The 23652-nt window shown below is 44.3% G+C and carries 16 protein-coding genes; 1 reads left to right on the forward strand and 15 read right to left on the reverse strand.

Annotated elements, in window-relative coordinates:
* Position 1 precedes the first annotated feature (1 nt).
* The 3 genes from pcnB to mazG all read right to left on the reverse strand — a co-directional run bounded on the left by pcnB (position 2) and on the right by mazG (position 3564).
* A complete protein-coding gene (gene pcnB / locus PSBA01_RS05445) occupies positions 2 to 2155 on the reverse strand; it encodes a polynucleotide adenylyltransferase PcnB (protein ID WP_186475278.1) in 2154 nt (717 codons plus the stop codon).
* Positions 2156 to 2321: 166 nt separating this feature from the next.
* Positions 2322 to 2714 carry a ComEA family DNA-binding protein gene (locus PSBA01_RS05450; RefSeq protein WP_186475279.1) on the reverse strand — a complete coding sequence of 131 codons (393 nt, stop codon included), beginning with the start codon at positions 2712 to 2714 and terminating at the stop codon, positions 2322 to 2324.
* Positions 2698 to 3564: a nucleoside triphosphate pyrophosphohydrolase gene (gene mazG / locus PSBA01_RS05455; protein ID WP_186475280.1), complete on the reverse strand. Its 867-nt coding sequence runs from the start codon at positions 3562 to 3564 to the stop codon at positions 2698 to 2700. The genes PSBA01_RS05450 and mazG overlap by 17 nt, the downstream gene beginning before the upstream one ends.
* A gap of 244 nt (positions 3565 to 3808) precedes the next feature.
* Between mazG and PSBA01_RS05460 the strand changes: the two genes are divergently transcribed.
* Positions 3809 to 5296: a phosphomannomutase CpsG gene (locus PSBA01_RS05460; RefSeq protein ID WP_186475281.1), complete on the forward strand. Its 1488-nt coding sequence runs from the start codon at positions 3809 to 3811 to the stop codon at positions 5294 to 5296.
* Positions 5297 to 5642: 346 nt separating this feature from the next.
* Here the strand turns inward: PSBA01_RS05460 and PSBA01_RS05465 are convergent, their stop codons facing one another.
* The 12 genes from PSBA01_RS05465 to sdhC form a co-directional block, all read right to left on the reverse strand.
* A complete protein-coding gene (locus PSBA01_RS05465; protein WP_186475282.1) occupies positions 5643 to 7049 on the reverse strand; it encodes a UDP-glucose/GDP-mannose dehydrogenase family protein in 1407 nt (468 codons plus the stop codon).
* 37 nt (positions 7050 to 7086) lie between these two features.
* Positions 7087 to 8763 (reverse strand): glucose-6-phosphate isomerase, encoded by a 1677-nt coding sequence (pgi, locus tag PSBA01_RS05470; protein WP_093069791.1) that lies wholly within the window; start codon positions 8761 to 8763, stop codon positions 7087 to 7089.
* Between the two features lie 2 nt (positions 8764 to 8765).
* Complete coding sequence (locus tag PSBA01_RS05475; RefSeq protein WP_093069789.1) at positions 8766 to 9641, reverse strand: UTP--glucose-1-phosphate uridylyltransferase; 876 nt, start codon at positions 9639 to 9641, stop codon at positions 8766 to 8768.
* A gap of 335 nt (positions 9642 to 9976) precedes the next feature.
* Positions 9977 to 10852 carry a succinate--CoA ligase subunit alpha gene (gene sucD / locus PSBA01_RS05480; protein WP_093069786.1) on the reverse strand — a complete coding sequence of 292 codons (876 nt, stop codon included), beginning with the start codon at positions 10850 to 10852 and terminating at the stop codon, positions 9977 to 9979.
* A 74-nt stretch (positions 10853 to 10926) separates the two neighbouring features.
* Positions 10927 to 12093 (reverse strand): ADP-forming succinate--CoA ligase subunit beta, encoded by a 1167-nt coding sequence (gene sucC / locus PSBA01_RS05485; protein WP_186475283.1) that lies wholly within the window; start codon positions 12091 to 12093, stop codon positions 10927 to 10929.
* 158 nt (positions 12094 to 12251) lie between these two features.
* A complete protein-coding gene (gene lpdA / locus PSBA01_RS05490) occupies positions 12252 to 13706 on the reverse strand; it encodes a dihydrolipoyl dehydrogenase (RefSeq protein WP_186475284.1) in 1455 nt (484 codons plus the stop codon).
* A 256-nt stretch (positions 13707 to 13962) separates the two neighbouring features.
* Positions 13963 to 15198, reverse strand: a complete 1236-nt coding sequence (gene odhB / locus PSBA01_RS05495) for a 2-oxoglutarate dehydrogenase complex dihydrolipoyllysine-residue succinyltransferase (protein ID WP_093069779.1) — start codon at positions 15196 to 15198, stop codon at positions 13963 to 13965.
* 153 nt (positions 15199 to 15351) lie between these two features.
* A complete protein-coding gene (locus tag PSBA01_RS05500; RefSeq protein ID WP_186475285.1) occupies positions 15352 to 18237 on the reverse strand; it encodes a 2-oxoglutarate dehydrogenase E1 component in 2886 nt (961 codons plus the stop codon).
* Between the two features lie 938 nt (positions 18238 to 19175).
* On the reverse strand, positions 19176 to 19886 hold the full coding sequence (locus tag PSBA01_RS05505) for a succinate dehydrogenase iron-sulfur subunit (protein WP_058023969.1): 711 nt from the start codon (positions 19884 to 19886) through the stop codon (positions 19176 to 19178).
* 206 nt (positions 19887 to 20092) lie between these two features.
* On the reverse strand, positions 20093 to 21943 hold the full coding sequence (gene sdhA, locus PSBA01_RS05510) for a succinate dehydrogenase flavoprotein subunit (protein WP_071002571.1): 1851 nt from the start codon (positions 21941 to 21943) through the stop codon (positions 20093 to 20095).
* 332 nt (positions 21944 to 22275) lie between these two features.
* Positions 22276 to 22680 carry a succinate dehydrogenase, hydrophobic membrane anchor protein gene (gene sdhD, locus PSBA01_RS05515; RefSeq protein ID WP_228724673.1) on the reverse strand — a complete coding sequence of 135 codons (405 nt, stop codon included), beginning with the start codon at positions 22678 to 22680 and terminating at the stop codon, positions 22276 to 22278.
* Between the two features lie 2 nt (positions 22681 to 22682).
* Entirely contained in the window at positions 22683 to 23069 is a 387-nt protein-coding gene (gene sdhC, locus PSBA01_RS05520; RefSeq protein ID WP_083328899.1) for a succinate dehydrogenase, cytochrome b556 subunit, read from the reverse strand.
* Positions 23070 to 23652 lie beyond the last annotated feature (583 nt).

The raw sequence follows: 23652 nt of genomic DNA on the forward strand, positions 1-23652 counted from the left end.
ATCAGGCACTTTCAGTACTAGGCTGACGGCGACGGCGTTTTGATGGCACAGGGCCTTTATCGTCGGTCACTTTAACAGCAGGCGCTTGATTACTATCAACTTGCTCAGTCTTTGCTTTGACTGGTTTCTTGGCCTTTGTTGGTGTAGCCGCTTTCTTTGTCCCTTCACGCGCTACAGTTTTTGCTTCTGTAGTATCAGCTGGACTAGCTGATGTCGCTACTGACTTAGGTGCTTTTCTCGCATACTTCGCTGTTGATTGTTCTTTATCATTCTTACTTTGCAACTCGACACTATTTGTACTATCAACAGTAGGCTGACGACGGCGACGCTTGTGCGGAATCGGCTCGTTATTCATACTGACAAGCGCAGGCGATCTGGCGATTGTGCGAGTTGGTTTTACCTGATCAGATGATGCCTTAACCTCTGACGAATTAGCTTTAGACAACTGAGTACTATCTGAACGATCAGCTTTATCCGTTTGCACAGGTGTATTCTTGCGCTTCGGCTGCGATGCACTCTCTGCTGGCAGCTGCTTTTGTAGCGGTGGCACAACTTTTTCGTGTTCTATCACAAACAGTGGGGCAGGTTTAGAGTGATGGCGTTTGTTTGTCGCCTGGTTATTACTGGCAAGCGATAGCTGCTGTAGCTGCGCAAGCTCATTACTGTCTTGCTTTACCTGCTGCGTGTTGTATGCTGTGTTGTTACTGCTGTCATTTTTAGACTGACTGACAGCGCGACGACGGCGTGCTGGGATATTTGATGGGTCATTTACCATTGTCTGATCATTCCTACCTTTATCAGTACTAGTATTGGCTTTACTTTGTTTTGCACTGTTCTGATTAGATGGTGAGTGATCAGTGATATTTGCTTCTGGTTTTTGACGATTGCGCCCGCGACTACGTTGCCCTTTTTTATAGGCACCGCGGCGAATATTTTCGTCGAACGCTTCAATCGCTTGCTGTTGCTCTCGTTCAGACAATGTCTGATACGTCTGCCACCACTCGCCCATGCCATTCGTCGACTCTGACAATGGGTGCTCAGCATCACCGCATTGCTCACGCAATAATAAAAAGTCAAAACCTGCACGAAAGCGCGGATGCTCAGAGAGCTGAACGATTTGCTTGCTACGCGGAGCCGCAAGTTTTGGCTGCAATATCCAGATATCACGGATAAACTGCTCAGCAAATTTTGGAATAGCGGTTTTGATGCGTTGACGGTCAATGACTTTACCAGCGGCATGCATTTGTGCTTCAGCAAACGGCATATTGCGCTTTTTAGCTTTTGCCAATTGATGCAAATAGTTTTCCCACAATAGCGCCGCATAAAAGAACGCTGGATTGATGCTTTTGCCTGCCGCAATACGCTTGTCGGTATTGATGGCCACTTGATTGACTAAGGCGCTTGGCTCGGCTGGTGGATAAATGATAAGGCTATCGATCGCGCCAGACTCAAACAATAGTGGCAACAGTGGCACTAGATAGCCACCGGTAAACATCTTCTGTGTTTCATCGTAGAGACGATGTGGCGATATCTGCTCAAGCAGCGCCCAATTACCATCATGAAACTGATCGGATAACGCATCATCAAACTCAAAGCCCAATTTGGCTTTAAATCGCAGCGCACGTAATAGTCTTACTGGATCTTCTTCGATACGCACTGGCGCATGACCCAGTAGACGAATGATTCTGTTATCAATATCATCAAGCGCACCGCAGAAATCATGCACCACGCCTTTGAGCGGTTGATAATAAAGCGCGTTGATAGAAAAATCACGACGAGCAAAGTCTTGTTTGATATCGCCCCACACATTGTCGCGCAGGATCATACCGTCCTGATTGGTATTGGCATTGCTCGTTGGTGGACCACGAAACGTCGCCACTTCGATTAACTCGCGACCTGAATATACATGCGCCAACTGAAAGCGGCGACCAATGATACGGCAACGCTTGCCAAAGACGTCTTTAATCTCGTGCGGCTTGGCATCAGTCACGGCGTCAAAGTCTTTTGGGCGCAGACCCAATAAGATGTCGCGCACACCGCCACCAACAATATACGCATCAAACCCAGCTCGGGTCAATGTGGCAATCACTTCAGTAATGGAATTGGGTAATTCAGATTTGTTCAGTTCTAACTGCTTGGCGGCACGCTCGGCCATGCATCTACTCCTCGCCGGTATTCTTTAACCACCCCTGAATAACACAGCGTTTATCAGGCGGATGTACCCGCTAGTTTAACAAATTTTGCACGTGCTGGGTGTGTTATGACATTTACTTACATGCTATTTTGTCAATATTGGGATTGATTAATGCAAAATACTGCTATTAGTCTTGCACACTTAAGCGTCTTCGATTTTTCTCAAGCGTTTTTGCACCAATACCTTTCACCTTTGCCAACTCATCTACTGTTTTGAATTCACCAAACATTTCACGATATAAAATAATCGCCTGGGCTTTACTGCTGCCAATACCATTCAGCGATACCAACTCGCCTTCACTGGCACGATTGATATTTACGGTGGCTTCATCTCGTGCCTGTATTTTGGCATTTTCTTGTGCCAACAGATAATTGTAAGCGCGCTGAGGGTTGTCAAAACAGGGAGCAGCGTGGGCATTATTAAGCATCAGCAGAGCGCATAAAAGACTAACAATAGACATTGCTGTGTAGCTGCTGGGCGAAATATAACTGTGAGACGAAATTTTATGATGAGCGTTCATGTTGTTTTGCCGCTTCCCACAATGCATCCATTTCGGTGATGTCGCTGTCCTCCAAACGCTTACCACTTAATGCTAATTGCTCCTCAATATAACCAAAACGTGATTTAAATTTATGTACGCAGGTTAAGGTAGCGGCTTCTGCATCAAGGTTTAGTTTACGTGCGACATTGACGAGCGCAAACATGCAATCGCCTAATTCCTTTTCTACCTCTCTGATATTTGCTTTGATCTCGACTATAGATTTATCTGTTAGCTCATGCTTTAGCTCGGCAATCTCTTCGTCTAGCTTTTCGACGGCACCAGTAACACCGTCCCAATCAAAACCCAGCGTTGACGCTTGTTTTTGTACATTTTGTGCCTGCATGAGAGCACTACCGGCTTTCACGTTATCTAAGCGACGTTTTGACTTACCTCGTGCTTCACGTGCCTGCTGCTCTTCCAATTTAATTTCATCCCAGCGTACTTTTACTGCCGCATCGTCCTTGAGCGTTTCGGCTTCAAATACATGAGGGTGACGGCGAACCAGCTTTTCTTGTAAGGTCGTAATGACATCACTCATATCAAAACGCCCTTGTTCAGCGTACATCTGACAATGAAAGATGACTTGTAATAGGACATCTCCCAGCTCACCCTTTATATCTTCATCATCATCGCTTTGCACTGCTTCGCCCAGCTCATAGGCTTCTTCAATGGCATACGGAATCAGGCTATGGTTGGTCTGTTTCCTATCCCACGGACAATCTGCTCGTAGACGAGCCATCAAAGCCAGCAGATCATCAAACTCACCGCTTGCTTCTGGCGTTCCTTGCACGGGCTTAGGTACGGTAATTTTATTGTCTAAAATACTCATAGGAAATACTCTTATATCTTATTTATCATGCCATTTTTTGGCTTGGTATAGCGTATAGTTTATCATTCTCGTATGTCAGTGTAGTACGAGGCTTAGTGATCGATCAGCATAAATCTGCGTCATACATATCGACATTTATCTAACTCATTGAGTAGTTAATGTATCATTGAACCCTGATTGGCTTATAATTATGCTATCTACTTTCTTATTTTATCATTGCTCATGCGCAAGGAATTTTATCATTATGTCGACTTCTGCGACCACCAGCTATCAGCCAGCCACGGAATTCAATCCTATCACCATCAACTCGTTTAAAGCCTATGATATACGCGGTGAGCTTGGCGTCAATCTCGATGAAGATATCGCCTACCGTATTGGTCGGGCTTTTGCTCAGATTTTATATCAGCGCTATCACGCAGCCATTGAAAATAGAACCAATGATATGGCAGATCTAAAACCAGCTATCGTCATTGGTAGCGATATTCGCCACTCTAGTGAGCAATTAAAACAAGCCACTATCAAAGGCATCGTTGATGCAGGCGTCGATGTAATCGATTTGGGCATGAGTGGTACGGAAGAGGTGTACTTTGCTACCAGTTATTATCAGGCGCTGGGCGGTATAGAGGTCACGGCGAGCCACAACCCTATCAACTACAATGGTTTAAAACTGGTCAAAGAGCACTCAAAACCTATCAGTGCGGATGATGGGTTAGCAGAAATTCAAGCATTGGCAGAATCAGGACAATTTACCACTGACAATCAATCAGGAAAGTTGCAATTATTGACTGATAAAAGTGCTTATATCGATCATGTCATGACTTTTATCGATGTTGATAAATTAAAGCCGCTTAAACTGGTCATCAACTCTGGCAATGGCAGCGCAGGTCCAGTCGTGGACTTGTTAATTGATAAGCTATCACAAGCAGATGCACCGATTGAAGTGGTTAAATTGCATCATACACCAGATGGCAGCTTCCCTAACGGCATCCCCAATCCAATGATTGAAACCAATAGAACGGCCACCCAGCAGGCCGTTTTGGAAAACAAAGCGGATCTTGGTATTGCCTTCGATGGTGACTTTGATCGCTGTTTCTTATTTGATGAAAACGGTGTATTTATTGATGGTAGCTACATCGTCGGTATGCTCGCTCAAGCCTTTTTGAACAAATACCCGAATGAATCAATCGTGTATGATCCGCGCGTCGTATACAATACTGAAGCGGTTATCGAAGCGCATAATGGCAATGCCGTCATCAGTAAGTCTGGACATTCTTTTATCAAGCAAATCATGCGGGACTCAGGTGCGGTCTATGGTGGCGAGATGTCGGCCCATCATTACTTCCGTGACTTTTTCTATTGTGACAGCGGTATGATTCCTTGGTTACTCACCATTGAGCTGCTGTCTATCACAGGTAAGACCTTATCAGAATTGGTCACAGGCTATATTCAGTCTTATCCCAGCTCAGGCGAACTAAACTTCCGCCTCACGACTCATGATGCCCCAACCATCATCAGTGCCATTGAAGAAAAATTTAGTATCGACAGCCCTAATAAATCTCTGCTTGATGGCTTAAGCCTAAATTTTGGCGAATGGCGCTTTAATTTGCGTGCTTCAAATACTGAACCACTTATCAGATTGAATATCGAAAGTCGCGGCGATCACTCGTTATTGGCTAGTAAAACGCAAGAAATTCAACAATGGCTAGCGGTACAAGGAGCAGTACCAGCGTAAAGTCACAAAAAAAGCTCGCTAATCATGGTTAGCGAGCTTTTTTGATAATGAATAGGGCGTGTTGAACATTCGCAAATAGGCACTGCTGATCGCTAAAATTGTTCCAGACAAGGCACAAAGCGACGATAATGCAGATGCCTTAGCGAGATTTGTAACGCAGTATGGGGCAATTTTAGCATCAGCCCCAATGATAAAAGCAGGGGGCAGGACTCTTTTTTGCCGCTTCATCGTTAAAAATAAGCGCTTAGAATGACTAAACTTATTATTTTTAACATCGAATCGCCTAAAAAATAGTCGCTGTCAGTGCCATGGTCGAATGTTCAACACGCCCTAATGTTAAATAAAACTATTTAGCTCGACCAATGCCCACATAGTCGCCTACTAAGCGCTCAATTTGCGATCGAGTAAATGTATTTTGCGCATCAAATACTGGCATGGCTTGCTGATTGATTTTATCAATATCCAATCGATCTCGTGGCGACCAGCTGATCAAAAAAACGGCCTGAGCATCATTGATTCTCTGATAAGGACTACTAATCAATTCAAGCAATGGTTGTTGTTCGTACAGTGCAGCAAGCTCACCCTGTGCTTTATCACTATAAACCAGTGTACGGATACCATAAGACCACAGTAATGCTAACAATGGATGAATGGCTGAGCCTGCGGTACGGCCTGAGCCTGCTTTATAACTGCCACCCCAGATCATGACGGTTTTATTGTCAATGAAACCATCAAAATACTGCCAAAACTTGCGAAATATCAGCTCTTTTTGGTCCTCATTAATATGCACGACAGACTGTAAAAGAGGCATGTCTAAACTATGCATTTTGCTCGACTGCTGTAACTTAGCCAGCTCGGTAGGTAGTGTATTACCGCCAAACCCCCATCCTGCCTGTAGATAGCTACTGCCTACGCGCTCATCCAACCCCATAATACGACTCACCTGACTGATATCCACCTGCTGGCTATCCGCCAAGCGTGACATCTCATTCATAAAGCTCACCCGGGTCGCGAGCATCGCCATGATACTACTACGCGCAAACTCTATCGTTGCGATATCGGCATGATGAGCGGCGCGAGCATGCTGCATTAACGGCTGTAACATCTCTAAATGTTGGTTGCTGTCTGCTGTTTTTTCACCCAGCAACCATAATGCAGGGTTCAACATGGAGTTATAAGCATCACCATCTTGCAAAAAAACAAACGGTATATAATAGACCCACGCTCGCTGTAGACGCTCAGATAGTGCTGATACAGCGCCTAATTCCTTAATTCCGCTCATTATTACAGGTAATGCCTGCTGATGGCTTTGATTAAAAGCCCGAATCCAACCATCTTCTGTCCACGCAGACTTAATACTGTCTAAAAACAACCAGTAAAGCGCCACTTTATTTTGATCATCACTATGAATGCTCTGACTGACGACGTGGCTGTCACCATGATTTGCCGTTTCATAATATTGTATTAACGTCTCTGCACTATCTGGCAATGCTTGACTTGTAATAACTCGCTGCTGTACATACATTTGCCATAGCGCTTGCAGATGATGCTCAAAGCTATATTGCTGTATCTGCTGAGCCAATAGATCTATATCTGCATACAGATGAACGCGTTGACCTAAACTTGCCAGCACCACGGCACTGGTAATCGCTTCAATACTATGGCCAACCAGCACACACACATTGGAACTGGTCAATGGGTTTGATGCAAATCCATTATAAGGCATACATTGATCGTTTGTAGCAGTCCCCATGAGTGTACCTTTTTACATTATTGATTGATCAGTATTACTAAGACAGTTTTTTGATATGCTGTAATAACTGGTCGGTAGAAGTGTCAAATTGGCTGTGAGCCTCTTGCTGCATAGCGTCATGCACAGACTCTGCCATTTGCTTGCCCATCTCAACCCCCCATTGATCAAACGGATTGATATCCCAAATACTGGCCATCACGTAGACTTTATGCTCGTAGAGCGCAACCAGCGCACCCAAACTATGAGGCGTAAGCTCATCGATAAGCAAGGTAGTCGATGGTTGATTACCACGGTAATATTTGTATTTATCTGCACTGGATACCGTTTTTGCATCACTATTCGATGCCTCTGTGACAGCAGCATTGCCAAATGCCAAGACTCGACTTTGCGCTAAGCAGTTTGCTAAAGATAGCTCATGCTGTTGTTGCAACGAGGCGTTTTGCACCTCGCCACTATAACGGCGTACACAAGCGATAAAATCACAGGAGACTTGCTGCGTGCCTTGATGCAGTAGCTGATAAAAGGCATGCTGAGCGTTTGAACCAATCTCGCCCCACAGAATTGGGCAAGTATCATAATCAATATGGTCGCCGTGCTGAGTGACCGACTTGCCATTACTTTCCATTTCAAGCTGGGTCAAGTAGCTAGGCAGATAGCCCAACCGTCCATCATAAGGCAATACGGTATGGGCATTCACCCTCAAAAACGTACTGTTCCATACAGCTAGCAGCCCTAGCAATACTGGTAAGTTATCTGTAAAATGCGCCTGTGCAAAATGCTCATCCATACTGTGAGCACCACTTAGTAGCTCCCTAAACCTATTCATACCAACACGAATAGCAATGGCTAGCCCAATCGCTGACCACAAAGAAAACCGGCCTCCAACCCACTCCCAAAGCTCTAATTGATGCTCAAGATGTATCCCCCAAGCCCTCATCTTTTCACTATTGGCTGATATTCCAATAAAGTGCCGACGCAACACACTGTCTTCAGTACCAGCGCGCAGCGTCGCCGTCGCAAGTAACCAAGACAGTGCGGTTTTGGCATTAGATAAAGTATCAACTGTGCCAAAGGATTTAGAGGATATAATAAACAAAGTGGTTTCAGGGTTTAAATGTTTGAGCAAATTATCAAGCTGAGTGCCGTCCATATTAGAGACGAAATGTACACCGATTTCCGTATCTGCCCATTCATCAAGCGCAGCGGTCGCCATAAGAGGCCCAAGATCAGAGCCGCCAACGCCAATATTAACCACATCAGTGATGGCCTTACCTGAGAACCCTCGCCATGTGCCACTACGGACACGTTCGGATAATCTCGCTACCTGCGCCAAACTATGATGTACATCGGCAACCACATCTTGCTTACCAACTTGTAGCTCTGCATTCTCAGGCAGACGTAGTGCTGTATGTAGGGCCGCACGTTCTTCACTATTGTTGACCATCGCCCCTTGCATCAACGCATCAATTCGAGCGGACAACTCACAGCTATCTGCTAGCCGCAATAAAGCATCCATAACTCGCTCATCGATACACTGCTTGCTATAGTCCATGTACAGCGCGCCAGCTTGCGCACTAAAGCGTGTCGCACGACTGTCATCTTGCGCAAATAAACTTGCCAGCGACCATGGCTGCGCCGCAAGCGTTTGCAACTGCTCCCAGTATTTGGAACGGCGAGCGCTATGATACTTCTTATCGTCCTTTATCTTATCCATCGCTATTTTTCATCTGCTAATTGCTGCTCGGCAAAATAGATAAACGCTTGCATATACGAGCGCATGTCACCGGCATCATAACTGGCACCGCGCATCGTTGTCACATTCACACCATATTCGTTAATAAGCGCATCGATAGCATCAGTCAGTTGAATCTCACCACCGACTGAAGCTTTAGTGTTTGCGAGGTAATCAAAAATATGATTGCTAAAAACATAACGCCCTACGACAGCTAGGTTTGATGGTGCTTCTGCTAAGCTTGGCTTTTCTACAAAACCTGCCACGCCAAAGCTGGCATTAACGCCGCCAGATATCTCATCTATATGACTGGTATCGATAAGTTTGGCGATACCGTATTTGTGCACATCTTCGTCAGCAACTTCATTTACCAATATTTGCGAATGGCCATCATGACTAAAAGCATCAATCATAAAGGCCAAATTATCAGCAGCCATATCAGTAGTAAACGGATCGAGAACGACATCAGGGAGCAATACAGCAAAATCATGTTCGCCAATGATAGGACGCGCAGCTAGTACTGCATGCCCCAAACCTAAGGCCTTACCTTGACGTATTATTGATACCGTTACATCCTCTGGTAGCCAATTTAAACTATCAGCCACCTCATCTTTACCTTTATGACGTAATTGATTATCTAGCTCAGCATTGATATCGAAGTAGTTTTCAATCGCGCTTTTTTGTGCATGACCGACCAAGACCATATGCTTGATACCCGCAGCGATAGCCTCTTCGACCACATAATGAATGGCAGGGCGATTGCCAAGCGGTAACAATTCTTTTGGCACAGATTTAGACAATGGCAGCATACGCGTACCAAAGCCTGCGACAGGGATAACAGCATGAGTAATTTTTTTCATAATAAGAGGACTGTTTTAAGAAAGTAGGTTAGGTAAAATAATGCTAACTTAGCAAATACTTAGTAGATATTATAGCGATTTGGATTTGTACCTTGCTAATATCAAACGTCTCAGCAGATATACAGAAATTATCAGTTCAAGAACCCTGAATCAAAAATTACGAGCTATATCATTCAAAATAACATGTTTATGAGAACTGATACAATCTTTATAAGTAATGGCCAATATCTCGCTTTTCATAGGATTTTCAGATATAAAAAAACACCCCATTGTAGGGGTGTCTTCTTAACATTTCAATATAGTTTTAGTAGTTTCACTATAGACTAATGTCTATCTTACCAGCCAGTAACTTCTTTTAGCTTGTCGCCAAGTTTAGATGGGTCACGTGTGTACGCGATGCCAGCATCTTCAAACGCTTTGAATTTCTCTTCAGCAGTACCTTGACCACCAGAGATAATAGCACCAGCATGGCCCATACGCTTACCTGCAGGTGCAGTGACACCAGCGATGTAGCCAACAACAGGCTTGGTTACGTTTTCTTTGATGTAAGCGGCGGCTTCTTCTTCAGCGGTACCACCGATTTCACCGATTAGGATGATCGCTTCGGTTTGTGGGTCTTCTTGGAACAGTTTTAGTGCATCGATTTGGTTCATGCCTGGGATTGGGTCACCACCGATACCGATACAAGTTGACTGACCAAAGCCTAGCTTGGTGGTCTGCGCAACTGCTTCGTACGTTAGTGTACCAGAGCGAGAGATAACGCCCACTTTACCTGGCAAGTGGATGTGACCTGGCATGATGCCGATTTTGCACTGACCTGGAGTGATAACGCCTGGGCAGTTTGGACCGACCATACGCACGTCGCCCGCTTCTTCGATGTAGCGTTTGGCTTTTAGCATATCGATGGTTGGTACACCTTCGGTGATAACCACGATCAGCTTCACGCCCGCGTCAACCGCTTCGATGATTGAGTCAAGAACGAAAGGTGCTGGTACGTAGATCACAGAAGCGTCTGCTTGGGTCGCTTCCATCGCTTCGCTCATGGTGTTAAATACTGGCAAACCTAGGTGCGTTTGACCGCCTTTACCTGGCGTAACACCGCCAACCACTTTGGTGCCGTATTCGATGGCTTGTTCAGAATGGAACGTACCGTTTTTACCAGTAAAACCTTGTACCAATACTTTGGTATCTTTATCAATTAATACACTCATTATGTTTTCCTTGTATTCGGTTGTCTTATGACGGCAGTGCCAATAACGGGCAAGCTGCCATCACATCGGGACTATTACGCTTTTACAGCGTCGACAATTTTTTGTGCAGCGTCAGACAGACCTTGCGCTGAAATCAGTTTTAGACCTGATTCGTTCAGGATTTGTGCGCCTTTCTCAGCATTGTTACCTTCTAAACGCACGACCACAGGAACTTGTACATCAACTTCTTTTACTGCAGCAATAATCGCTTCTGCAATCATGTCACAGCGTACGATGCCGCCGAAAATGTTGATTAGTACGCCTTCAACACTGCTGTCTTCAAGGATAATTTTGAACGCTTCAACAACGCGATCTTTGGTTGCGCCGCCGCCAACGTCCAAGAAGTTAGCAGGCTTGCCGCCATACAATTTGATGATGTCCATGGTCGCCATGGCAAGACCAGCACCGTTAACCATACAACCGATGTTACCTTCTAGAGCAACATAGTTTAGGTCAAACTCAGCGGCTTTAAGCTCACGCTCGTTTTCTTGAGTTTTATCCTGTAGTGCTGCGATTTTTGGCAGACGATATAGGGCGTTTGAGTCGATGCCAATTTTGCCATCAACACAAACGATTTCGCCGTTTTCACGAACGGCTAATGGGTTGATTTCCATCAATGCAAAGTCATTTTCAACAAATGCCTTATAGGCGCCAGTCATCAATTTAACAAATTGATTGATTTGCTTGCCTTCAAGGCCAAGTTTGAACGCAACGTCACGCGCTTGGAAAGGCATTAAACCAACTAAAGGATCAACGTGTACTTTGAAGATTTTTTCTGGTGTGTTGTGTGCTACTTCTTCGATATCTACGCCGCCTTCGGTAGACGCCATGAAAGTTACACGACGAGTTGCACGATCAACAACAGCGCCAAGATATAGCTCAGTTTGTACTGGATACATATCTTCTGCAACCAATACAAAGTTGACTGGCTGACCTTCTGCGTCAGTTTGATAAGTAACAAGGTTCGTGCCGATAAGCTCTTCAGCCACTTGCTTGGCTTCTTCACGAGTTTTAACCAGTTTTACGCCACCCGCTTTACCACGGCCGCCAGCGTGTACCTGCGCCTTGATTACCGCGATATCCGTTGGGGTTTTATCAAAAGCTGCAGCAGCTTCGTCGCCGTTATGGGCGATGATGCCTTCTTGAATTGGCAATCCGTAGCTTTTTAATAGCTCTTTTGCTTGATACTCATGTAAATTCATTGATTGTATCCTTTATTTTTTACAATTAATAAAAAGTGAAATCAAGTGCGCACATATACATATGAATCATACGTCTGACGCACTCATGATTGTGGCATCACCAAAATAGCGATACCCCAATCAGGTTGTAAATCGATAATAATTAAACGAGCAACTAGTTATTTCTTACGCTTTTTGCGCTGGATAGCGTGGATAGCACGGCCATCTGCAGATAGCGCCGCTTCATGCACTGCTTCTGAAATCGTTGGATGCGCAAATGTCATCAGCTGCAAATCTTCGATACTAGAGACAAATTCCATCGCGATCATGCCTTGATGGACGATATCACCCGCGCCAGCAAAGATAGCATGCATACCGAGTAAACGATCGGTCTTAGCATCGGCAACGACTTTGATTGAGCCTTGCGCTTCACTTTGCGCCAGCGCGCGACCGTTAGCAGCTAGATTGAATGAGCCTGTTTTGACCTCATAGCCTGCATCCGCAGCTTCTTTTTCAGTCAGACCAACCCAAGCGATTTCTGGATGGGTATAGATAATGTTGATAATAGTGTCATAGTTGACTTGTGCTTTTTCGCCATGAATGCGCTCAACCGCCATCATGCCCTCTTCCATCGCTTTATGCGCGAGCATCGGGCCACGTACTAAATCGCCAATAGCATAGACGCCATCTAGATTGGTTTTGCACTGATCATCGACATCGATAAGGCCGCGTTCGGTTAGCGTCACACCGCTGTCCTCGCCAAGTAGCTTCTCAGAGTAAGCACGGCGACCGACACAAACGATCAATTTATCAAAGCTCTCATCTGAGGCTTCGCCTTTGTTTTCGCTAGTGACGACGACTTGACCGTCTTTGACTTCTGCATTAGTCACTTTGGTATCGACGCGGATATCTAAGCCTTGTTTTTTGAACATCTTACGAGCTTCTTTGGCGATATCTTTATCCGCAGCGGCTAAAAATTCAGGCAGCGCTTCATAAACCACGACTTCCGCGCCCAAGCGACGCCATACTGAACCAAGCTCAAGACCGATAACGCCTGCACCAATCACGCCCAAGCGCTTTGGCGTCTCAGTGAAATCAAGCGCGCCAGTCGAGTCGACGATATGCTCGTGATCGACTTTGGCAACTGGAATATCGATAGGCACAGAACCTGAGGCTAAGATAACGTTCTTGGCAGTAATGGTGCTTTCTGCATCATCCTCTAGCGCAACAAATTTAACTTTTTTGTCATCGCCTTTACCGTCGACTAACGTGCCCCAACCTTGTAGCCAGTCAACACCATTGCCCTTGAGTAGTGCCGCAACACCGCCGGTTAATTGCTTGACGATACCTTCTTTACGCTCAATCATCTTCTCGACGTTGATGCCGACATCACCGGTGCTGATGCCATGCTCGTCGAGCTCGTCTTTTGTCGCCTCATAGCGATGTGAGGTATCAAGTAAAGCTTTTGATGGAATACAACCAACGTTTAAGCAAGTGCCGCCAAGTGCTGGCTCGCCTTTGTAAACACGTTTTTCGATACAAGCGACGCTCATACCCAACTGACCGGCACGAATAGCCGCTTCGTAACCACCAGGTCCGCCGCCGATAACGACTAGATCATAATTATCTTTCATAGTACGTTCCTATTTTTAATTTTATGTGTTATTTAAACTGGTTTATTTACCAAACGCTCAGCATTGTCTACACTTGATAGCTAATACGCTATGTCCGTGAGAAAGACTCACTTATCGATCACTGAGCGTCAGTCACCATTATTAAATTCTTTGAATATATTTAGTAGCAAATCAGTTGCTGCTTATCAGGTAGAGCTATTATCTGCACCAAAGCTAAAAAGCTTGTATCAGCGGTTGCCAATACAAGCTTAGAAGCTTACAAGTCTAGTAGCAACATAGCTGGGTCTTCGACCAACTCTTTGATAGTTACTAGGAACTGTACCGCTTCTTTACCATCGATCATACGGTGGTCATAAGATAACGCCAAATACATCATTGGCAAGATTTCAACTTTACCGTCGACCGCCATTGGGCGCTCGTTGATCGCATGCATACCTAGGATGGCAGTTTGCGGTGGGTTCAAGATAGGGGTTGACATCAATGACCCAAATACACCGCCGTTTGAGATAGTGAATGTACCACCCGTCATCTCGTCTAGACCAAGCTTGCCTTCTTGCGCCTTGCTACCGTATTCACGGATTTTGGCTTCGATGTCCGCCATACCCATACGGTCAGTATCACGCAGTACAGGAACGACCAGACCACGATCTGATGATACGGCTACACCGATATCATAAAAACCATGATAAACAATGTCATCGCCATCTAGTGAAGCGTTTACTGCTGGGAAGCGTTTCAGTGCTTCTGTCGCTGCTTTTACAAACAACGACATAAAGCCTAAACGTACGCCATGACGCTTTTCGAACTTCTCTTTGTACTTAGCACGCATGTCCATCAATGGCTTCATGTTCACTTCGTTAAACGTCGTCAACATCGCGGTATCTTGTGATGCTGATAATAGACGCTCAGCAACACGCTTACGCAAGCGAGTCATCGGTACGCGTTTTTCAGTACGCTCGCCCGTTGATTCTGCTACAGGACGACCGCTGTCAGATTTGATGCTGCTGTCTGATTTTAGTGTTGGGTTAGCCATATCTGTTTTGGTGACACGACCGCCGCGGCCGCTACCTTCCACATCTTTAGGATCAACGCCTGACTCTTTTGCCGCTTTACGGACGGCTGGGCTTTGATCTTTGTGCTCTGCTTCATCTTTTTTGTCAGTGACTTGTACTGGCTCGCCACCATCTGCAGCTTGCTTTTCTTGTACTGGCGCAGCAGGTTGATCTGTCTCTACCGCTGGTGCTTCACCAGCACTTGCGCCTGCTTCAAATTGTGCGATTAGCTCATCAGACAGAACAGTATCGTCAACATCTTTGACGATCTTGGTCACAACACCATCATCAGGTGCCACAACTTCTAGTACCACCTTATCAGTTTCGATTTCAGCTAATAGGTCGTCACGGCTAACTTGTTGACCTTCAGTGACATGCCATTCAACGATTGTGCCATCGGCAACCGATTCTGGAAAAACGGGGGCTTTGATGTCAGCCATCGATATACTCCTTAGATTTGGATATTCATACTTATTATTAAGTCGTGATAGGCAATCAGTATCGTTTTAATAATGCTATTTGGCAGAATATTAAAACATACTGACTGTCATCGCCTGATTCATTTATCTTCTATAGTCTTAATAGACAATCTATTATTGAGCTAACTCATCAACACTTACACCAAGGCCACCAGCAATCAGTGCTTGCTGCTGCTGCGCATGTAGTTTTGGTGATCCTGTTGCAGGTGCTGCACTAGCAGGACGTGCCACGGGCTCCATAACTTTTGCTTTGGTTGGATGTGGTACAACAATACGGAACATATGCGGTGCTAAGTAGTACCAAGCGCCCTGATTCAATGGCTCTTCTTGCGTCCATACAATCTCAGTTAAATTGCTATACTTTTCAATCTCAGCGACCAAACGTTGCTCTGGTAGCGGATATAGCTGTTCGATACGGACGATCGCAACATGATCAAGACCCAATGCGCGACGCTGCTCTAGCAAGTCGTAATATACTTTACCACCGCATAGCACCATACGAGTCACTTTGTCTGCGTTGTGATCGTCCATCTCTGGCAATACCGTTTCGAACTTACCGTTAGCAAGCTCTTCTAAATGAGAAGTTGCTAGCTTATGACGCAATAAGCTCTTTGGTGACATAACGATCAAAGGCTTACGAATTGGGCGTATCGCCTGACGACGTAAGGCATGGAAAATTTGCGCGGGCGTCGTTGGTGTGATGACTTGCATATTGTCTTCAGCACATAGCTGTAAGAAGCGCTCAAGGCGAGCAGATGAATGCTCAGGGCCTTGACCTTCAAAGCCATGTGGTAACAACATGGTCAAACCACAAACGCGTTGCCATTTGGTCTCGCCGCTTGAGATGAACTGATCAATGACAACTTGAGCACCGTTAACGAAATCACCAAACTGCGCTTCCCAAACGATCAAAGCATTCGGTACGGTGGTTGCATAGCCATATTCAAAGGCCAATACAGCTTCTTCTGATAATAATGAGTTATAAGTAGCAAAACGTGCTTGTTTCTCGCTCAAATGAGCAAGTGGCACATACATGCTGCCATCATTAACATTGTAGATTTCAGTATGACGATGTGAGAATGTACCACGGCCGACATCTTCACCAGTAATACGTACCAAGACATCATCGTTATCAACTAATGATGCATAGGCTAATGTCTCAGCGGCACCCCAGTTGAGAGGCTCTTCGCCTGTTTGCATGGCTAGACGCTGCTCAACAACCTTTTGAACCTGACGCTGTAGCTTGTAGCCTTCTGGCATCTCAGCCATACGGCGTCCATACCCTTTGAGCTTTTCGATATCAACACTGGTATCCCAATCATCAACCAAGTCATGACCTAGATAAGGCTTCCAGTCTACAAATAGCTGCTCGTTAGGCTCTTGAACCAGTGAGCTGACAACGTAATCGCCACGGTCTAAAGATTCACGATAATTATCTTCATACTGTTTTTCTTCTTCAGTATTTAAGATACCTTCTGCGATGAGCTTTTGTGCATAAAGGGTACGTGTCGTTGGCAGCTTCTTAATAACTGCATACATCAATGGCTGAGTGGCTGAAGGCTCATCTGCCTCGTTGTGACCGTTGCGACGGTAGCAGAACAAGTCAATAATGATGTCTTTATCAAACTGATGACGATAGTCTAAGGCTAATTGAGCCGCGAAAACGACTGATTCAGGATCATCACCATTCACGTGTAGGATTGGTGCATGTACCATTTTTGCGACATCAGTACAATATTCGGTTGAACGAACATCTTCTTGACGGCTAGTGGTAAAGCCAACTTGGTTATTGATAACGATATGTACAGTACCGCCAGTGGTATAAGCACGGGTCTGTGACATTTGGAAGGTTTCTTGAACCACACCCTGTCCAGCAAAAGCCGCATCACCATGGATAACGATTGGTAATACTGAGTTGCCACCAGTATTATCTAATGACGGCTGATCATTACGGCGCACTTGACGTGCACGTACTGAGCCTTGTAATACTGGTGCAACGATTTCAAGATGCGATGGGTTAAATGCTAAGGCTAAATGCGCTTCACCACCTGGGGTCATCACGTTAGATGAAAAACCATTGTGATACTTAACGTCGCCTGAGCCTTTCTCTGGCTGCACTTTACCGTCAAACTCATCAAATAAGTCTGCAGGGTTTTTGCCCAAAATATTGACCAACACGTTTAGACGTCCACGGTGAGCCATACCAATGACCATCTCTTTTGTACCATAGCCACCAGCACGTTGGATGATTTCATTGACTGCAGGTATGAAACTCTCACCACCTTCTAGACCAAAACGCTTAACACCTGTATATTTACGCGCCAAATATTTTTCTAGACCTTCGGCCGCTGTTAGACGCTCAAGAATAGACAAACGCTTTTCTTTGTCAAACTTGATATAGCCTAGATTGCTTTCTACATACTCTTCCATCCAGCGTTTTTCAGTGCTGGTGGTCACATGCATATACTCAATACCGATATGGCGGCAGTAAACACGCTCCATGATCTCGATAATTTCACGTAATGGTGCTTCGTCTTTACCAATCACTAAATCATTGGTTGGGAATACAGTATCAAGGTCGGCTTCTGATAGGTTGTGATAAGCTAGGGTCAGATCTTCCACTTCTGCACGTGGATGTAAGTTCAATGGATCTAGCTTGGCGCGGCGGTGACCACGGCGGCGGTATGCGGAGATGAGTTGCTGTACACCCATTTGCTTTGGATCAGTACAGTTGTCTGAATTACTACTACTTGTACCGGTACTTTCGTTACTCGATTTGTTCGCCGTTTGATTGCGGGCAAGTAACAAAAATTGGTCTTTAATAGCATTATGCTGGGCATCATTTGACGATTTGTACTGTTCGAAGTACGCTTGCCAATCTGTGTCAACACTATCAGGGTCCGTTAGGTATTGCTCATAAAGAGCTTCTATATAGCTGGCATTATCGGCGGCCAGTTCAGTATGTCCTTGGTCCGCTTTTTCTTTGGTTATACTATTCATAATAATCGTCTATTTGATAGATAAATGAATGGAATCGTGCTTATTATGGTGTCAGTCGTTGTATGCTAGGCGTTTAGACAATTCGTCATACCCCATTGTATACAGTTCGATAAAACCCTTTATCCCTAAGTATTGCCGTCACTATAGAATATTGCTGTCATTGTCTAAAAGAGCAAGTAATGCTAAATAGTGATAACAAGTCTTATTGCAACACCTATGTTAAAAATAAATTTATTTGTGAACACTCAGTTTTCTGATCTGGCTCGTTTCACAACATTAATTTATATATACTTCTTTTAGCCATAACCAATTCATCAATGATAAATTATTAATAAATGGTCAATATTTCAGCTAGCCTATAAACTGGCTATTATCGCTGAAATATCCGCTATTTGCTAACAAATCTTATTGTTTCAGATAAACATGCATTGCTGTATAGAATATCATGAGCGTTTTTTGCGATATAGTTTGTTTGTTCAATACTAAGTATTTACGTAATGAATATCTATTATCAATTATAGAAGCCTCGTTATTGTATACATAACGTTTTATTGTATTAATGCAATAGCCCTTATAGATGCTACTTTTAATGCATCGGAAACAAACTTTGCAATGTTTGATCAAGTTCAGGGTGTAATTATAACAAACTTTACGTGTATCTGATTGTATAGATTGACTGTTTATATAATATGTCTTCTTACATATGGTCAACGTATCGCCCGTACGGATTTACGGATAGACTAACGCCCTATTATTCACCAGTGTACTAGGCTTCTTGTTCTACCTATCCGGCAGGATTGTTCATCGCTACCAATAGAAGCCCACTTTAAACAATAGTAATCAGAAAATTAACACTACTATAATCAGTGATTTTGACTAACAAAAACACCACCTAATAAATAGGTGGTGTTTTTGTTAGTCAATAATAATCAAAACAATTAACCAGCTTGATCAATCAACATATTACGTAAATGTCCGATTGCTTTGGTTGGGTTCAAGCCTTTTGGACAAACTGACACACAGTTCATGATGCCACGGCAACGGAATAAACTGAACGGATCGTCTAAACGCGCCAAACGTGCTTGCGTGTCACCGTCACGGCTGTCAGCCACAAAGCGATACGCATGTAGCAATGCTGATGGACCTAAGAACTTATCAGGGTTCCACCAAAAAGATGGGCAGCTCGTTGAGCAGCATGCACACAGAATACACTCATACAGACCATTTAACTTTTCACGCTCAGCAGGAGACTGCAGACGCTCAGTTGGGGGTGCTGGCTGATCATTAATCAAGTACGGATGTACCTTTTCGTATTGCTCGTAGAATTGGTTCATATCAACAACCAAGTCACGAACCACTGGCAAACCAGGTAACGGACGAACGGTTACTTTTTCTGGTAGCGTGTTCATGTTGATTAGACATGCTAGACCATTTTTACCATTGATGTTCATGCCATCAGAACCACAAATACCTTCACGGCAAGAGCGGCGGAAAGTGATTGTTTCATCTTCTTTCTTTAGGCGTAATAACACGTCAAGCAACATACGATCTGAATCAAGTAATTCAATCGTATAAGTTTGCATGCGTGGGGCTGCGTCCACATCAGGATCGTAGCGATAGATTTCGATGGTGCGAGTACCTCGGCTCATAATGCTAAACTCCACACGTAGGTGATGGCGGGCATACAAAGATTGCAACATATGAGTGCTGGCTATTAATCACTACTGATAATTGAATATCAATTAATAGCCTAGCAGCACTCCTATGAGCATGTAGCTGGCGGTCACCTTTTTAATAAATGAATAAGGGATAAAACGTTTAAGCTTTCTGTTTATATCGAGCGCATAGTCTAGGATTAATAGACGCGAACTTTTGGTTCGATATAGTCAACAGTCAGTGGCACTTTGCGAACTGGTTTGTAAATGATACGGTTGCCTTCAGAATACCATAAAGTATGCTTCATCCAATCGTGGTCATTACGGCCGTTTGGTGCATAGTCATCATCTTCTGGACGATCATAATCAGAGACACTATGCGCGCCGCGGCTTTCGTGGCGACTCGCGGCTGATACCATCGTCGCTTTTGCTACTTCGTATAGGTTTGCCACTTCAAACGCTTCGATACGAGCAGTGTTGAAGACTTGTGATTTATCACCCAAATGGATTTGTTCGACTTTCTCACCCAGCGCTAAAATTTTCTCAACGCCTTCATCCATCATGGCTTGCGTACGGAATACACTGGCGTGTTTCTGCATGGTGGCGCGAATCTCATCAGCCACGTCTTGTGCATTGTAGCCTGATGTTGATTGCTGCAATTTGTTTAAACGACCAACCGTGATGTCAAGTACATGCGGATCAAGTGGTTTGTAGTTATGATCGTTTTGATGGAACTCATCAACAATGTGCTTACCAGCAGCACGACCAAACACAACCAAATCAAGTAGTGAGTTGGTACCTAAACGGTTGGCACCGTGTACACTCACACAAGCGCACTCACCAATAGCGTATAGGCCTTTAACGACGTTACCATTAGCATATAAACCGTCTTCATCTGTACCCGCTTCTAGATCCGGCACGATTACCTGACCATGGATAGTGGTTGGAATACCACCCATCATGTAGTGAATGGTTGGGATAACTGGAATAGGTTCTTTAGTAATGTCAACGTTGGCGAAGTTTTTACCGATCTCAAATACTGACGGTAGACGCTTCATGATAGTGTCGACACCCAAATGAGTCATGTCCATGACGATATGATCAGCATTAGGGCCACAACCACGACCTTCTTTGATTTCTTGGTCCATAGAACGCGATACGAGATCACGTGGTGCTAAATCCTTAACGGTTGGCGCATAACGCTCCATGAAAGCTTCGCCATCCTTGTTACGCAAGATAGCACCTTCGCCGCGGCAACCTTCGGTCAATAGTACACCTGCACCATGAACACCCGTTGGATGGAACTGCCAGAACTCCATATCCTGTAGTGGGATACCAGCGCGAACTGCCATACCAATACCATCACCAGTGTTGATATAAGCGTTGGTAGAAGCGGCAAAGATACGACCTGCACCACCTGTTGCTAGAACAGTAACTGGTGCTTGGAATACCGCAACAGTACCTGTCTCTTGCTCAAGGGCGATAACACCGTTGATGTTACCCGCTTCGTCTTTGATCAAATCAAGCGCAATCCACTCGATAAAGAACTCAGTACCTTGCTGTAAGTTTTTCTGATACAGCGTGTGTAGCAATGCGTGACCTGTACGGTCAGCAGCAGCGCACGCACGTTGTACCGCTTTTTCGCCATAATTTGACGTATGACCGCCGAATGGACGCTGATAAATCGTACCATCTTCGTTACGGTCAAACGGCATGCCCATGTGCTCAAGCTCATAGACTACCTTTGGCGCTTCACGGCACATATACTCGATAGCGTCTTGGTCACCTAACCAATCTGACCCTTTTACGGTGTCATAAAAGTGAAAATGCCAGTTGTCGTTACTCATGTTGCCCAAACTTGCACCGATGCCACCCTGAGCGGCAACCGTGTGCGAACGTGTTGGGAATACTTTGGTCAGGACTGCAACCTTCATACCCGCTTCCGCTAAGTGCAATGAAGCGCGCATACCTGAACCACCGCCACCAACGATAACTGCATCGTAGTTTAGGGTCTTAATATTACTAATGGTATTGTCTTGTCTAGTTGCCATTACGGTTTTCCTAATGCCTATTAATGCTTATAAGTAAATGAAAAGCGTGTTTTAAAATCTTCTTATTGCAGGTTTAAGGGCTTTTATCTGGCCATCGCATGCACTTATTAAAGAAGATGATATAACAGTCTTTGACCACTTAATTTGCATATCTATCGTTATATTGAACTAAACCTACTCAACTATAATCAGATTAGCTGATCAGTAATGCTAGTCCAATGCTATGACTATTCTTGGCTATCAACGGATGACTCTAAAATACTGTGCCAACTAATGTATCAGTTGGATGCATCCGTTATTATATATAGATATCAGAGCTTTTTATGAGAGGGCTAAACGGCAGCGATGCCAAAACCATTACCCCAAAAAATCATAATGCCCCAAAATAGAAATACTAAAATAGCGATAATCATCAAAGTCTGTAATACCAAACGTAGTCTTGGCGCACTTTCACCCATCTTGCCAGATGTAATATAGTCAGTAAATACTGTCCACATTCCTACCCAAGCATGGCCTGCCAACGCAAGTACTGCGATCAAGCTAAACAAACGCATTGGTAAGCTGGTCATGAATGATGACCACTCAAGGAATGTGACTTCACCGTGGGTCAAAAAGAAACCCAACAACACTACACTGTAAACGGCCAAGACAACCGCACTAATACGCTGAACAATCCAATCGCGTGAGCCTGAACCTGTCAGACCAGTAGCACTTTTGATTCCTGAATCATTTTTAATCATTAGAACATCACCCATATAAATGACGCGACAACTAAAATCGCTGCAATTACAAAACTGACCATAGAGGCAGCGCGGCCAGATTTTAGCTCTTCGTTCATGCCCATATCAGCAAATAAATGTTTGATACCCATCACGAAGTGATATGCGATGGCGGCAACAAATATCCATGCCAAAAAGCGCACAAGTACGTTGTCAAATACGGTCTCAAAACTCTCAGGCGACGCCAATGAGTTCTGTAATAGCCACAGCATTACAGGAATTAATAAGAATAAAATAATGCCAGAGATACGATGCAAAATAGAGGCGATTGCGATCGGTGAGCGATTAACGCTAATCACTTGGCTTAGAGGCAGATCAATAGGTCGGTTGCTTTTCACAGCGGGCATCCTTTTTGCGGTTATACTCCTGTATCTGCTATCAACGCTTGACAAAAATGGTGTCAGTTGAGCATCGAGCAACACACGAGACGAATAAAGTAAGGAAGAGCTAGCTGACTTCTTTTAGTTTGTGCTAAATATGAAGAAAGAATCATGTATATAAGGTATTGATAAGCTGTTTAGTGTCGCTTGTCGAGCTGACAGGCCTACAAAACAACCTATCTATTATACAACAAAGAAAATAAACATGAGTAAGATCGACTAACCAGTCTATTTTTATTGGTCGTATGAATAGCCAGACAACGTTAATATGTCTTCTCTATCAAAATAAACCTTGTACTGAGCACCAAATACTGGTGCTCAGCATCTAAAAATAGAGCAGTTAACAAGAACATTTAAACCACAGAATTCGGTTTGGTTTATCAAAATACCAGACAATCGTAAATAAGCATGTATAAAGTAAGCTCTAGGCGACACTATATCATGACCACTTATCAATTCGCACAAAGCTAGTGCCAGTTAATTCCTACAATTATAAAATGACTGGACGATAATTACAAATTTATCCCTAAAGTAATAAAGGCACACACTT

The sequence above is a fragment of the Psychrobacter sp. KCTC 72983 genome (assembly GCF_014280455.1).
Taxonomy (GTDB): Bacteria; Pseudomonadota; Gammaproteobacteria; order Pseudomonadales; family Moraxellaceae; genus Psychrobacter; species Psychrobacter pacificensis.